This is a genomic window from Niallia sp. FSL R7-0271, from assembly GCF_038005785.1.
GTDB lineage: Bacteria > Bacillota > Bacilli > Bacillales > Cytobacillaceae > Niallia.
The window spans coordinates 1,330,885-1,345,555 of record NZ_JBBOTZ010000001.1; the positions used below are offsets into that span (position 1 = coordinate 1,330,885).

Below are 14,671 nucleotides of genomic sequence, written 5' to 3' on the forward strand. Positions count from 1 at the left end.
TAATTTTATTTAAAATCTTCATATAATTCACTAATATAAACAAATGATAACAATTATTTCACTACGAATGTAGGGAGAGGGGAGGGGAAGGGGGAGGATGCTCAAATAAAATGCTTGTTTGACAAGGGGTTATTAATGCAAGCCCCGCAAATGAAGCTCTTTTTATCCTTCAATAAATGTATTACAATTTGTTTTCAATTTTAGTAAATTACACGAATAGGTTTAAAATATAGTACAATAGGGAACATCTAGTTTTGGGCTTTAAGAAAATCCTCCAAAATATTCAAAGAAGATAGTTTCTGTTTTTCATAAATAAAGCTATAATAAAGAAGATTTGAAAATCGTAAATAAATGCTTAAATAAGCAGCTAGAACAAGTACGTGTTATGAGGTGGGAAAATGAAAATAGTGGTTAGCGGCGGTGGTACCGGAGGACATATTTATCCAGCACTTGCCTTAATCCGTGAAATACAAAAAGAAGTCAAGGATGTCGAGTTCTTATACATAGGAACAGAACAAGGGCTAGAGAGTAAACTAGTGCGCCGTGAAAATATTCCATTTAAAGCGATACATATAACTGGTTTTAAACGAAAGCTCTCACCTGAAAATGTGAAAACCGTTTGGAGATTTATTTCTGGTGTCAATAAATGCAAGAAAATCTTGAAAGAATTCCAAGCAGATGTGGTAATTGGAACAGGCGGTTATGTTTGCGGACCTGTAGTGTATGCTGCCGCAAAAATGGGGATTGCTACGATTATTCATGAACAGAACAGTGTGCCTGGATTGACTAATAAATTCTTGAGCAAGTATGTCGATAAAGTGGCAACATGCTTTGCCGAAGCCGAACAGTTTTTCCCGAAGGAAAAGGTTGTTCTAACAGGCAACCCTCGTGCATCGGAAGTATTAAACCAGGATGCAATTAAAGGAAAGCTTTCTGCCGGACTTAAACTTAATAGCCCAGCTGTGCTAATCTTTGGAGGCTCAAGAGGAGCGAGACCGATTAATGATGCGGTTATTGCTGCATTGCCTGAGTTTGGGAAGAAGGATTATCAGATCCTTTATGTAACGGGAGAAGTCCATTATGAATCAGTGAAGAAGGAAGTCGAAAAAGTCGGCAATCCGGAAAATGTGATTATCAAACCGTTTGTGCATAATATGCCAGAGGTGCTTGCAGGAATTGACCTGACAGTAGCAAGGGCAGGAGCTACAACATTGGCTGAGCTCACGTCCCTTGGAATTCCAAGCATTTTAATCCCAAGCCCTTACGTGACGAATAACCATCAAGAGAAAAACGCCCATTCACTTACTAATAACGGTGCAGCAAAACTATTGCTTGAACGTGAATTGACTGGTGATAGCCTGGTGAAAGACATCGATGATATTATGCTGCAGCCTGAAAAGTTGAAAAGCATGAAAGCTGCTTCATTGGAATTAGGGATTCCAGATGCTGCGATGAGACTTTTCAATGTTATGAAGGATGTCACAAAATAATCAGTTGGGTGGGAAAAGTTTTCCGTTTCCCATCCAGACTTTTCTTCAATTAATGTAATCAGGATGCTATAATCAAACATTAGAAGAGTTAAGTCTATTATATTTGTAATAGACAAGCTTTATCACCTTGAAAGTCATGAAAAAAGTTTCAAAACAAGACATTTTCTGCTTTAAATAAAACAGATATATTCCGATATATATTAAGTGATTATGAAACGGCAGCTTACATACTGTTGCTTGTTTGTTAGAGGTGGTTATTTGGATAAAGGGAAGATTGTTTCCATTGAAGATAGAATTCCTAAATTGAAACAGCAGCGAAAAAAGAAAGCAAACAAACGCCTCATATTTCTGCTCATGCTATTTTTTCTCCTCATTGGATGCATTATTTACTTTCAGTCACCATTAAGCAATGTGAAAGAAACAATCGTGACAGGAAACATCTTGTATACGGAAGGGGAGATAGAGGAAATCAGCGGAATCAGCTCTTCGACAAATATTTGGACTATAAAAAAGGACAAGATTGAAGAAAAACTGAATGCACTGCCTGAAATCAAGTCATCCTCTGTTTCTTTAAAGCTTCCAAACAAAGTGAATATTGAAGTGGAAGAATATAAACGGATTGCTTACATGGTAAGCGGCAATAAGTATATTCCCATTCTGGAAAGCGGAACTGAATTAGAGGGAAGAAGCTCTGAATCAACACCGTATGATGCTCCGCTCATTATGGATTTCGATAATGACAAAGCGTTGGAGAAAACAGTCAAGGAGCTGAAAAAACTCCCAGCTGGTGTTTACAATGCTATCTCTGAGATCCATTACACACCGAAAAAAACGGATTCATACCATATTAATGTATTTATGAATGATGGATTTGAAGTGGCAGCCTCTTTAAGCACTTTTGCAGAGAAGATGGAACACTATCCATCGATTATCAGCCAATTGAATCCAAAGAAAAAGGGTGTTATTGACTTAGAAGTCGGCTCTTATTTCAAGGAGTATGGATCATCAGAAGGAGAGGGAAATAGTGAAGAATAAACGAAAGGGGAGCCACGTAATCTTTTCTTTTGTTTTTCTTGTACTAGGGTTCATTGTTGCCTTTGCCTTCCAAATGGCCAATGCTGAAGACGGTCCGAAAAGTTTGAGTGACAGCCAGTTTGATCGGGATCTTGCATTGCGAAATGAGCTGATCGAACAAGAAGAAAGAAATAATGAGCTTTATAAAGAGCTCGAACAAGTTCAAAAGGATCTGTCCGATTACGAAAAAGAGCTCTCCACAAAAGCGGATGCCTATTACAATCTTGCTGAAGATGCCAATAATTACCGCATGTATTTAGGCAAGGTTGGCGTTGTGGGACAAGGAGTGCAGGTTACTCTAGAAGATGGGAATTATGATCCGAATGATGATAATGTTAATAATTATCTTGTTCATGAACATCATATCTTTGAAGTGGTGAATGAGCTTTATGTTTCAGGCGCAGCAGCCGTTAGCATTAACGGCCAGCGCTTAAGCCATGATTCTTATATTCTATGTAATGGACCTGTGATTGAAATTGACGGAAATCAGTATCCTGCTCCATTTGTGATTACTGCCATTGGAGACAGTGAAGTAATGGAAGGTGCATTAAACATTAAAGGCGGAGTGAAGGATACATTGGTGAATGAAAACATCAAATTCACACTCGAAAAGAAAGAGACCATTACAATGGAGGCACTTAGAACAAATTAGGTGAAAAGAGATGTGCTGCCGAATATTTATTATGGAAGTATGGTGAAGGCATGAACAAAAAACTTTTCACTATGACAATAATCTTGCTAGTAATCGGGTTTATGCTTGCCGTTCAATTCCAAACAGTCAAAAAGCCGAAGGTGAGAGACACAAGGGATACTTGGGAGTTAAAGCAAGCCCTTCTCAAGGAAAAAGAAACGGAGCTTAAGCTGTTAAGCGATATTCGTGCAAACAGCCAAAAAGTCGACGAGTATAAAAGCGACAGCTCACAGACGAAAGAAGAGCTCCTTCAAGAGACAATTGCTGAGCTGAAAGATGATATTGGTCTTACAGAAAAAGCTGGATATGGAATCGTTATATCCATTCAGCCTGTCAGCTCAGATTTGCTGATGGGTGATGAGCAAGGCGCCATTACAGCCGATCTTTTGAAACGGCTCATTAATGAGTTGAATTTGTACGGCGCAAAGGAAATAGCCATTGACGAACATCGTTACATTAATACTTCTGTCATTAGGGATATTAATGGGGAGACAAAGCTGAACGGTTATTCTGTCAACAAATTTCCTTTGACGATAAAAGTGATTGCTGCAGATAAAAACAGTGCCGAGCAGCTGTATAATCGCATGAAGGTTTCACAATCAGCGGATGATTTCTTTATGGACAATCTGTTGCTGGATGTTAAAAAGCCGCAGCAAACAATAACCATTCCAGCATATGAAGACAATATCCGGATTCGGTATATGAAGCCTGCAGGAGATGAAGAAGGAGGCGGTGCTTAATGTGGCTGCCTATATTTGGCCTTATTATCGGCATATCACTTGGTCTTATGACAGATATTACAGTCCCGGATGAATATGCCAACTATTTGTCAATTGCAGTACTAGCAGCACTCGATACGCTGTTTGGCGGCATCAGGGCGCATTTGCAGAACATATATGATGAAAAGGTGTTTGTATCAGGTTTTTTCTTTAATATTCTCCTTGCTGCAAGTTTAGCTTTTCTCGGTGTTCATCTTGGTGTAGACTTATACTTAGCTGCCATATTTGCCTTCGGTGTAAGGCTGTTTCAAAATATCGCAGTCATTAGAAGAATCATCTTGACAAAGTGGGAAAATAAACGAGAAAAAACTGAAAAAAATCAATCATAAAAAAGGGAATATATTAGTTTTGGCGAATTATTTAATAAATAATATATTAATAGGGAATTTTATTCATTAAAATTTAACATTCGCTAAATAAGCAGGATAGCTGTTGTTCACTTATTTTTAAAAAGCAAAAGGAGGTGCCCGAGAATGAACAGCAATGAATTTTATGTAAGTCTAGACATCGGTACATCCAGCGTGAAAGTAATCATCGGCGAAATGATTAATGAGTCCTTAAACATTATTGGAGTAGGCATCGTACCTTCAGAAGGGTTGAGGAAGGGTTCTATTGTCGATATAGATGAAACCGTTCATTCCATACGAAGAGCTATTGAACAGGCGGAAAGAATGATTGGTGTAGAAATTAAACAAGTTATTGTTGGCGTTTCGGGAAATCATGTAAGCTTGCAGCCCTCACATGGAGTAGTGGCAGTTTCAAGTGAAAATCGTGAAATAACAATAGAAGATGTAATGAGAGTAAAGGATGCAGCACAAGTTGTTTCCATTCCGCCTGAGAGGGAGATAATCGACATTATCCCAAAGCAGTTTATCGTGGATGGTCTTGATGAAATTACAGATCCTCGCGGGATGATAGGCGTCCGCCTTGAAATGGAAGGAATCATTATAACAGGCAGCAAGACAATATTACATAATACGCTTCGCTGCGTGGAAAAAGCAGGCCTTGAGATTGTTGATATTACATTGCAGCCTCTTGCCGCTGGTTCCTTCGCGCTGTCAAAGGATGAAAAAAATCTTGGAGTGGCACTGCTTGATATTGGAGGCGGGTCTACTACAATCGCTGTTTTTGAAAATGGCTTCTTGAAAAAAACAAGCGTCTTGCCAATCGGAGGAGATCATATAACAAAAGATCTGTCCATTGGCTTGCGAACAACAACCGAAGATGCAGAAAAAATCAAAGTGAAATATGGCTATGCCTATTACAATCACGCATCAGAGGAAGAAGTATTCAGCGTTCCGATTATCGGAAGTGACCAGCATCAGCAGTTCAACCAACTGGAAATTGCCGATATTATTGAAGCAAGATTGGAAGAAATGTTTGATTTAGTGATGGACGAGCTAGAAAGACTAGGTGTGTATGATCTTCCAGGCGGTTTCGTACTTTCTGGAGGAGTCGCCGGAACAAAAGGCATTTTGGAATTGGCCCAGGAAGTTTTCCAAAATCGGGTCCGCATCGCGATACCTGATTATATTGGTGTAAGGGAAGCTCAATATACAACTGCTGTCGGCTTGATTAAATTCTCATACAAGAACAACAAGCTGCAAGGCGGCAGTATTCAACAGGCTGAGCCTGTTGCAGTTGGGGAACCAAAGGAAAAAAGAGCACCAAAACAGGCTCCACCAAAAGCTTCATACGAAAAACAGCCTGTCGAAAAAGGACCTTCCAAGCTAAAGAAATTTATGGGATACTTTTTCGATTAAAAGATAAAAAACATAAGAACTATTAAAATGGTATGTTTACTCCATATCACCAAGATTTGAGACGCGGACAGTTCGATACTGCTGAATATCGACGAATTAGGAGGATTTGTCATGTTAGAATTTGATACAAATATAGATTCATTAGCTGTAATAAAAGTTATTGGTGTCGGTGGCGGCGGGAACAATGCTGTCAATCGAATGATTGAACATGGTGTTCAAGGAGTAGAGTTTATTGCAGTAAATACGGACGCACAAGCGTTGAACTTATCAAAAGCTGAAGTGAAAATGCAAATCGGCGGCAAACTGACAAGAGGTTTGGGTGCCGGTGCTAACCCTGAAGTGGGTAAAAAAGCTGCAGAGGAAAGCAAAGAACAAATCGAAGAGGCTCTAAAAGGAGCTGATATGGTATTTGTTACTGCAGGTATGGGAGGCGGAACAGGTACTGGTGCAGCTCCTGTTATCGCACAAATCGCAAAAGACATCGGCGCATTAACAGTTGGTGTTGTAACAAGACCGTTCACATTTGAAGGAAGAAAGCGTTCAACACATGCAGCAAGCGGTATCTCTGCTCTTAAAGAAGCTGTAGATACTTTGATTGTCATCCCGAATGACCGCTTGCTTGAAATTGTGGATAAGAGCACTCCGATGCTTGAAGCATTCAGAGAAGCAGATAATGTACTCCGTCAAGGTGTACAAGGTATCTCTGACCTTATTGCAACACCAGGGTTAATCAACCTTGACTTCGCTGATGTGAAAACAATCATGGTTAACAAAGGATCTGCATTGATGGGAATCGGTGTTGCATCAGGAGAAAATCGCGCGGCAGAAGCAGCGAAAAAGGCAATTTCATCTCCGTTGCTTGAAACATCTATCGATGGAGCGCAAGGTGTGTTAATGAACATTACGGGCGGATCTAACTTAAGCCTATATGAAGTTCAGGAAGCAGCTGACATTGTCGCTTCTGCATCTGACCAAGATGTTAACATGATCTTCGGTTCTGTTATTAACGAAAACTTAAAAGACGAAATTGTCGTAACAGTAATTGCAACTGGATTTAACCAAGATGCGATTCAAGTATCTGCTTCAAGGCCATCTTTAAATAGCATGAAGCCTTCAAGCAACCCTAGCAGCTCACGTGAAGTGAAACGCGAGGAAAATCCAAACAGTGCAAAAGAGCCTGTACGCGGAAACTCAATCCAAACAGGTGAAGATACATTGGATATACCAACATTCTTACGTAACAGAAATCGCAGAAGATAAAAAAAGCGGGATAATTTCCCGCTTTTTTTTTATGCTTTCATAGCCTGGGAAATAATTTCATTTTAAAAAAACTGAAAATTTACCATTAGAACAAACTTATAGCAGAAGGCAAGAAATAGTGACAAAATCTGTTGTTAATAGAGAAAATTTCTGATTTTTTGATTACAGGAAGTGACACACTTTCCTCAAGCAGTAGGTTATACTTTTTCGTAACAGATTAATAGAGTTAGATGAGCAAGCAATCATGCCATAAAACTTTAGGAAGGAGGCTCAAACTACTTGGCCGTTTATTTAGATGTCATATGGCTGCTAAATTTCTTGTTTGACAGCTTGCTGCTCTACTTGACAGCCATCATCTTAAAAAGAGACGTAAAGCTTTGGAGAGTGCTGTGCGGCGGCCTGATAGGATCGATAATCATTCTTTTGGCAGTTACTCCATACCACATCTATACAAGTCACCCGATTTCAAAGCTAGGCTTCTCTTGTGTGATGATTTTGACTGTTTTTGGCTTTAAAAGACTGCGCTATTATCTTAGTGGATTAATGACCTTTTATTTTGTCACCTTCCTGATTGGAGGGGTCCTGATTGGCAGCCATTATTTTGTTCAGTTTGATTTTCAATTATCTTCTTCTGTTATGCTAGCTAGTGTTAAAGGTTTTGGTGATCCAATCAGCTGGCTGTTTGTATTGCTTGGCTTTCCAGCAGCCTGGCATTTTTCTAGAAAGAATGTAGAAAGCATTGAAATAACAAAAATCAAATATGAAGAGATTGTCCAAGTGAGCTTTCAAATAGCCGGTAAGGCTTTTACTTTAAAGGGGCTCGTTGACAGCGGCAACCAAGTATATGATCCAATTTCAAGAGTTCCCGTCATGTTTGTATCTATTAATGGAATGGGCGATGATCTGCCAGCTGAGTTATGTGAAATTGTTGATGACTCGGAAGCGATTATTCATGGGCAAAAGCAGCTAAGTGATGACTGGCAATACCGGATGCGCATTATCCCCTATAAGGTGATGGGGAAAGAGCATCAGCTCATGATTGCCATTAAGCCAGAACAGCTTGTCATTGAACAAAAAGATGACAAATATTTAGTGGAAAAAGGGCTGATTTCTTTTACAAGACAGCAGCTTTCATCAGATGATGCTTTTTCATGCATTGTGCATCCTAAAATGCTGACAGGCAAAAAAATCAATGTGGTAAACGAAGGAATGGTTAGTTAATATACTATACTCTTTTGATACATCATTTAGAAGGAGGACAATTATGAAAAAACTAAAGCTTCGCTTAACTTACTACTGGTATAAGCTATTAATGAAATTAGGTTTGAAAACAGATGAAGTTTTTTATATTGGCGGAAGCGAAGCATTGCCTCCACCGTTAAGCAAAGAAGAGGAAGAAGAACTGCTTCTGAAGCTGCCAGAAGGTGATCAGGCAGCAAGATCTATTTTAATTGAACGTAATTTGCGTCTTGTTGTTTATATTGCCAGGAAATTTGAGAATACGGGCATCAATATTGAAGACTTAATTAGTATTGGAACCATCGGACTAATAAAGGCTGTCAATACTTTTAATCCTGAAAAGAAAATCAAGCTTGCTACATATGCATCAAGATGTATCGAGAATGAGATACTGATGTATTTGAGAAGAAACAATAAAATACGGTCAGAGGTTTCCTTCGATGAACCGCTGAATATTGACTGGGATGGCAATGAACTGCTGTTATCAGATGTAATGGGTACAGAGGAAGATATCATCACGAAAGACCTCGATGCAAGCGTCGATAAAAAACTGCTCATAAGGGCATTGCATCAGCTTTCTAAAAGAGAGAAGCAAATTATGGAGCTGCGCTTCGGCCTTGGAACAGGCGAAGAAAAGACGCAGAAGGATGTAGCAGATATGCTTGGCATTTCTCAGTCCTATATATCCAGATTGGAAAAAAGGATTATAAAAAGACTGCAAAAGGAATTTAATAAAATGGTGTAGAGTGATCTGTCAGCTAAACTTCAACTAACAAGGATGAATTAATTCTTCTTTCTTGTTAGAAAGTGCGGCTGGCATTTTTTGTCGAATAAAAAATTTTTTTGTGTGAATTATTATTGCAGAAAAACATTGTACTGATAGTTTTTTGAAGAGAAAACGGTAGTGAATTTGGATTAGGATGGAAAATCACTTATGCATATTTTTCCTTCTCAAGGAGATACTGTTTTTTGTACAGCAGCTCCTGTGAGGAGGGAAATAGATTGACTCGAAATAAAGTAGAAATTTGCGGTGTGGATACATCTAAGCTTCCAGTATTGAAAAACGAAGAAATGAGAGAGCTCTTCAAGCAAATGCATCAGGGAGATATTACCGCAAGAGAAAGTCTCGTTAATGGAAATCTCCGCCTTGTATTAAGTGTGATTCAAAGGTTCAACAATAGAGGCGAGTTTGTCGATGACTTATTTCAAGTTGGTTGTATCGGTCTAATGAAATCTATTGATAATTTTGATTTAAGTCAAAACGTAAAGTTTTCCACCTATGCTGTCCCGATGATAATTGGTGAAATTCGCCGTTACTTGCGTGACAATAACCCGATAAGGGTGTCCAGATCCTTAAGGGATATAGCTTATAAAGCATTGCAAGTCAGAGAGCGATTAATGAGCAAGACATCAAAGGAACCAACAGCTGAGGAAATTGCAAAAGAGCTTGATATTCCCCATGAGGATATCGTCTTCGCATTGGATGCAATTCAAGATCCAGTCTCTCTTTTTGAGCCGATCTATAATGACGGTGGCGATCCAATCTATGTGATGGATCAATTGAGTGATGAGAAGAACAAGGATATACAATGGGTGGAAGAACTCGCCCTCAAAGAAGGAATGCGAAGATTGAACGATCGGGAAAAACTTATTTTAAGAAAGCGTTTTTTTCAAGGGAAAACGCAAATGGAAGTTGCTGATGAAATAGGTATCTCCCAAGCTCAAGTATCAAGACTGGAAAAGGCTGCTATTAAACAAATGAATAAAAATATCCAAAGCTAGTAGTGAGCTTGTACATGAGAACTGCCGAAAAAATGTTTCGGCAGTTTTTTTATGGGCAATTATCTTCCTGACGTACGAGAATTTGTACTAATTATCGTAATTGGCAACATATATTTTTATAAAGGCTATCCTTGCATTCAGTGATTATTATATAGGAGTGGGAGCAATGCTTAAAATTTCTGATTTTCAAATAAAAGATGTCGTCAATGTAGCGAATGGGAAAAAGCTTGGTAATATTGGAGATATAGATATTAATTTGCAGACAGGAAAGATTGAATCGATTATTATTGGCGGGCCAGGAAAGGTGTTAGGATTCTTCAATAGAGAAGCAGATATTGTGATTCCATGGAGCAATATTTTAAAAATCGGAGAAGACGTAATCTTAGTTAAATATACAAAGTCGCTCGAGCTCACAGAAGTGGAAGAATAGGGCGAAATATTATTGGTTTTTTTATGACCAATGCACAAGTCTATGGTAAACTATAAAAAAAAGCTGAGGTTATAAAAAATGGAACCTTTCTTATTACATGAAAATGAATATTTTACCATTCAATCATGGTGTAAAGACTACCCGCAATTAGCAGCAGGATTCACTACAAAAAACGGCGGCACAAGCATTGGCCATCATAAAGGTTTAAATATGGCCTATCATGTTAATGATTCAAATGAGAAGGTAACAGCAAATCGCCAAATTGTCGCAAATAAACTCCATTTCCCGTTGAGAAATTGGGTTGGTTCTGAACAAACCCATAAGAACAACATTTGGGAAGTGACAAAAGCAGATGTAGGTAAAGGGGCGTGCGACTATGAAAGTGCATTGCCAGATACAGATGGCTTATTTACAATGGATGAAGGCATTTTATTGACCCTTTGCTATGCTGACTGTGTTCCGCTGTATTTCATCCACAGGAAAACGAAGGCGATCGGCATTGCCCATGCCGGCTGGCAAGGTACTGTTAAGAAAATTGCCAACAAAATGGTCGAGGTGTTCAAATCACACGGAATTGATTCGAGTGAAATTGAAGTAGCCATCGGTCCGTCCATAACTGACGAACAATACATAGTAGACGGGCGTGTCATAAACAGAGTTGAAGATGCGTTAAATAAAGATGATGATAAGCCATATGTGCTTGTCTCCCCGAATCAATATTCATTGAGTTTACAAAAGCTGAACAAACAGCTGTTAATAAAGGCAGGTATTCAGGAATCCAACATTTTGGTGACTGGCCTTTGCACAAGTGTTCAGGAGTCATACTTTTATTCCCACAGGCGAGATCAAGGGAAAACAGGAAGAATGATGAGCTTTATTGGCTGGAGAGAGGATGTTTAAAGTAAGATGCAAGTAAAGGTTAATTTGCAAGAAATTAGGGAAAAGATGAAATTGGCTTGTGAAAAAGTCAATAGATCTGTTGAAGATATCACCATTATCGCAGTGACAAAATATGTTACAATAGAAAGGGCAAAAGAGGCAGTAGATGCAGGTGTGACCAATCTTGGCGAAAACCGGGAAGAAGGCTTGCTTGCCAAGCGTGAGGTGCTGATGGACGAGCCGGTTTGGCATTTTATCGGTTCCTTGCAAACGCGTAAGGTGAAGAGCATTATTGATCATGTGGATTATATCCATTCCTTGGACCGCTTATCCTTAGCCAAAGAAATTAATAAGCGTGCATCCAAAAAGATCAAGTGTTTTGTTCAGGTCAATGTATCGCAAGAAGAATCTAAGCACGGCATTGCCCCTGAGGAGACAATTGACTTCATCAAAAGCCTCGATGCATTTCCAAATATCGAAATAGTCGGCTTAATGACAATGGCGCCATTTACAGATAACGAAGAGTTTCTGCGCAGCTGCTTCCGTAACTTAAAAGCACTGCAAACAGAAGTTCAGAGCTTAAAAATCAGCAATGCCCCGTGCACGGAGCTTTCCATGGGAATGTCTAACGACTACTCGATTGCCATTGAAGAAGGTGCAACGATGATTCGTATCGGCACAGCACTCGTTGGCAGCGATAAATAGGAGGTTTAGAAATTGAGTATAAAGTCGAAAATAAAAACATTTTTTTTCTTAGAAGATGAAGATTATGAGGAAGAAGAGTATGAACAGGAGCAGGAGCCAGTGAGAAATCAACAGAGACAGCAGCCAACACAGTCCTATTTTCAACAGCAGCAACAACAGCAACAGCCTGTTCAGCAGCAAAAACAAAATGTTGTTAGCTTGCAAAGCGTGCAAAAGTCGTCCAAAGTATTTTTGGTTGAGCCAAGAGTTTATGCAGAAGCACAGGATATTGCGGACCAGTTAAAAAATAGACGTGCAGTTGTCGTGAACCTGCAAAGAATTGATAAAGAACAAGGAAAACGAATCGTCGATTTCTTAAGCGGAACTGTTTATGCAATCGGGGGAGACATCCAAAAAGTGGGTACAGATATCTTCCTATGCACACCGGATAATGTCGAAGTATCAGGGAACATCTCCCAAATACTTCAAGAAACTGAATTTGAAAATGCGAGGTGGTAATCTTAGATGGATTTGGTCTTTTTAATTATTTCAAGAGTACTAACTTATTACTCTTATGCGCTGATCATTTATATTTTCATGTCATGGATACCTAATGCAAGAGAAACTGGAATCGGAATCTTCCTTGCCCGTATTTGTGAACCGTATTTAGAGCAGTTCAGAAAGATAATTCCGCCAATCGGTATGATTGATATTTCTCCGATTGTGGCTATCTTTGTTTTGAATTTAGCAGGCAATGGTGTTAGACAGTTATTTCTATGGTTTTAAAATCAGGGCTTACATTAAGCCCTTTTTTCATGCAGTCATTTAGATACATCTATTAAAGGAGTTTGTAATATGTCGATATACCAGCATTTTCGGCCAGAGGAAAAGGAATTCATTGATCAAGTGCTTAATTGGCGTCAATATGTGGAGGATGCTTATGCGCCGAAACTGACAGATTTTTTAGATCCTCGCGAACAGAAGATTGTTAATACAATTATTGGACAAAATGCAGATGTTTTAGTATCGTTTTCTGGCGGGACGAGAGCTGCTGAAAGAAAACGGGCATTGCTGTATCCTTCCTACTATGAAGTAGAGCAAGCGGACTTTCAGCTGTCCTTACAAAATATCGAGTATGCGAAAAAGTTTGTTACGATTGAGCATCCGCAAGTGCTTGGTAGTATTATGTCATTAGGATTATCGCGCAGTAAGTTTGGGGATATTCTCATTAAGGACGGCGATGTTCAGCTGATTGTAGGTAAAGAAGTAGAAGACTACATCCGCTTGCAGCTTGACTCTATCGGAAAAGCAAAGGTATCGTTACATCCAATTCCTTGGGAGAGGGCAATTGCTATAGAGGAAGAATGGGTTGAAACAAGCACAACACTTACCTCATTAAGGCTTGATGCAACGATTGCTGCTATTTACAATATTTCGAGACAAAAGGCCCAAGGCTACATTGCAGCAAGTCATGTGAAAGTAAACTGGGGTACTGTGGAAAACATCTCTTTTACTTGTGAAGAAGGAGATGTTATTTCCGTCAGAGGACATGGTAGGTCAATCATTAAATCACTCGAAGGTAAAACAAAAAAAGATAAATGGCGGATTGTTATCGGCAAATTAAAATAATCAGTCATTTGTTTTACAAACACTAATAATTTTCATGTCATTCCAAAATTCCATAGTTATTTATATATTATCTATGTTACAATATTTTCAACAGTATAATTTGTCTCACTTCCTGTTTTTTTGGCGTTTTCTCTTTGGAAATGCAGGAATACTAAAAAAGCTGTCGAAAAAAATACATAAGAAATTGAAGTTTGGGAGGTGGCATTATGCCATTAACACCGTTGGATATTCACAATAAGGAATTCAGCAAAGGATTTCGCGGTTATGATGAAGATGAAGTAAATGAGTTTTTAGACCAAATAATCAAGGACTATGAAAATATAATTCGTGAGAAAAAAGAACTAGATGCAAGACTTAGTGAATTAGATGATCGCATCGGGCACTACAATAATATAGAAGAAACATTAAATAAATCAATCGTTGTTGCTCAAGAGGCAGCTGAGGAAGTAAAGCGAAACGCTCAAAAAGAAGCAAAGCTGATCATTAAAGAAGCAGAAAAAAATGCTGACCGCATTATCAATGAATCACTTTCTAAAGCAAGAAAAATCGCATTGGAAATTGAAGAGTTAAAAAAGCAGTCAAAAGTGTTCCGCACACGCTTCAAAATGCTGATCGAAGCGCAGCTTGATATGCTGAACAACGATGATTGGGATCATTTGCTTGAATATGAGCTTGATGCATCAGAGCTTAACTCAACGAAATAATTGCAGAGAGCTTGACGAAGCATCTGTTAATAGCCTATAATTTGTACACAAAACAATATTCATGCGTACGTTGATAGGGACAGTACAATTACTGTTGGCTTATTTTAAGCGAGCTGGGGACGGTGGAAGCCTGGCATAAGCGGGAATTGGAATATCACCCTTGAGTCCTTTTCTGAAAGGCTTTTTAGTAAGAAAAGGCGGTTCATAACCGTTAAAAAATGCTTAAGTGGATAGTCTAACTATCTATAAGGGTGGTACCGCGGGAGA

17 protein-coding genes and 1 other annotated feature (1 of these 18 cut by a window edge) are annotated in these 14,671 nt (G+C 38.9%); all 17 genes read left to right on the forward strand.

The features are described from left to right. Positions 1 to 398 precede the first annotated feature (398 nt). The 17 genes from murG (at position 399) to MKX82_RS06805 (ending at position 14,404) form a co-directional block, all read left to right on the forward strand. Positions 399 to 1,490, forward strand: a complete 1,092-nt coding sequence (murG, locus tag MKX82_RS06725) for an undecaprenyldiphospho-muramoylpentapeptide beta-N-acetylglucosaminyltransferase (RefSeq protein ID WP_233314496.1) — start codon at positions 399 to 401, stop codon at positions 1,488 to 1,490. A 237-nt stretch (positions 1,491 to 1,727) separates the two neighbouring features. Beyond that, on the forward strand, positions 1,728 to 2,525 hold the full coding sequence (locus MKX82_RS06730; protein ID WP_341075924.1) for a cell division protein FtsQ/DivIB: 798 nt from the start codon (positions 1,728 to 1,730) through the stop codon (positions 2,523 to 2,525). Then, on the forward strand, positions 2,515 to 3,216 hold the full coding sequence (locus MKX82_RS06735) for a DUF881 domain-containing protein (protein ID WP_233314494.1): 702 nt from the start codon (positions 2,515 to 2,517) through the stop codon (positions 3,214 to 3,216). Before MKX82_RS06730 ends, MKX82_RS06735 begins: the two co-directional genes overlap by 11 nt. A gap of 50 nt (positions 3,217 to 3,266) precedes the next feature. Then, positions 3,267 to 3,995, forward strand: coding sequence for a DUF881 domain-containing protein (locus tag MKX82_RS06740; RefSeq protein WP_341075925.1), 729 nt, complete (start codon positions 3,267 to 3,269; stop codon positions 3,993 to 3,995). Beyond that, on the forward strand, positions 3,995 to 4,363 hold the full coding sequence (locus tag MKX82_RS06745; protein ID WP_233314492.1) for a small basic family protein: 369 nt from the start codon (positions 3,995 to 3,997) through the stop codon (positions 4,361 to 4,363). Before MKX82_RS06740 ends, MKX82_RS06745 begins: the two co-directional genes overlap by 1 nt. Before the next feature lie 144 nt (positions 4,364 to 4,507). After that, a complete protein-coding gene (ftsA, locus tag MKX82_RS06750) occupies positions 4,508 to 5,797 on the forward strand; it encodes a cell division protein FtsA (RefSeq protein ID WP_233314490.1) in 1,290 nt (429 codons plus the stop codon). A gap of 111 nt (positions 5,798 to 5,908) precedes the next feature. Further along, positions 5,909 to 7,057, forward strand: a complete 1,149-nt coding sequence (ftsZ, locus tag MKX82_RS06755; protein WP_233314489.1) for a cell division protein FtsZ — start codon at positions 5,909 to 5,911, stop codon at positions 7,055 to 7,057. Positions 7,058 to 7,336: 279 nt separating this feature from the next. Next, a complete protein-coding gene (gene spoIIGA, locus MKX82_RS06760) occupies positions 7,337 to 8,278 on the forward strand; it encodes a sigma-E processing peptidase SpoIIGA (protein WP_233314488.1) in 942 nt (313 codons plus the stop codon). A 43-nt stretch (positions 8,279 to 8,321) separates the two neighbouring features. Then, positions 8,322 to 9,041, forward strand: coding sequence for an RNA polymerase sporulation sigma factor SigE (gene sigE, locus MKX82_RS06765; RefSeq protein WP_233314486.1), 720 nt, complete (start codon positions 8,322 to 8,324; stop codon positions 9,039 to 9,041). 257 nt (positions 9,042 to 9,298) lie between these two features. Then, positions 9,299 to 10,078 (forward strand): RNA polymerase sporulation sigma factor SigG, encoded by a 780-nt coding sequence (gene sigG, locus MKX82_RS06770; RefSeq protein WP_233314485.1) that lies wholly within the window; start codon positions 9,299 to 9,301, stop codon positions 10,076 to 10,078. Between the two features lie 166 nt (positions 10,079 to 10,244). Next, positions 10,245 to 10,508, forward strand: a complete 264-nt coding sequence (locus tag MKX82_RS06775; RefSeq protein WP_233314484.1) for a YlmC/YmxH family sporulation protein — start codon at positions 10,245 to 10,247, stop codon at positions 10,506 to 10,508. Between the two features lie 78 nt (positions 10,509 to 10,586). After that, on the forward strand, positions 10,587 to 11,408 hold the full coding sequence (gene pgeF / locus MKX82_RS06780) for a peptidoglycan editing factor PgeF (RefSeq protein ID WP_341075928.1): 822 nt from the start codon (positions 10,587 to 10,589) through the stop codon (positions 11,406 to 11,408). Between the two features lie 6 nt (positions 11,409 to 11,414). Further along, positions 11,415 to 12,092, forward strand: a complete 678-nt coding sequence (locus tag MKX82_RS06785) for a YggS family pyridoxal phosphate-dependent enzyme (RefSeq protein ID WP_341075930.1) — start codon at positions 11,415 to 11,417, stop codon at positions 12,090 to 12,092. A gap of 12 nt (positions 12,093 to 12,104) precedes the next feature. Continuing rightward, the gene (locus tag MKX82_RS06790) at positions 12,105 to 12,590 is read left to right on the forward strand and encodes a cell division protein SepF (RefSeq protein ID WP_233314480.1); all 486 of its coding nucleotides are present in this window, start codon (positions 12,105 to 12,107) and stop codon (positions 12,588 to 12,590) included. 6 nt (positions 12,591 to 12,596) lie between these two features. Then, positions 12,597 to 12,857 (forward strand): YggT family protein, encoded by a 261-nt coding sequence (locus MKX82_RS06795; protein ID WP_233314478.1) that lies wholly within the window; start codon positions 12,597 to 12,599, stop codon positions 12,855 to 12,857. A gap of 69 nt (positions 12,858 to 12,926) precedes the next feature. Continuing rightward, positions 12,927 to 13,700: a YlmH family RNA-binding protein gene (locus MKX82_RS06800; protein WP_251644599.1), complete on the forward strand. Its 774-nt coding sequence runs from the start codon at positions 12,927 to 12,929 to the stop codon at positions 13,698 to 13,700. A 206-nt stretch (positions 13,701 to 13,906) separates the two neighbouring features. Beyond that, positions 13,907 to 14,404, forward strand: a complete 498-nt coding sequence (locus MKX82_RS06805) for a DivIVA domain-containing protein (protein WP_233314473.1) — start codon at positions 13,907 to 13,909, stop codon at positions 14,402 to 14,404. Positions 14,405 to 14,465: 61 nt separating this feature from the next. After that, positions 14,466 to 14,671 (forward strand) — a binding site (T-box leader) (it continues 21 nt past the right edge of the window).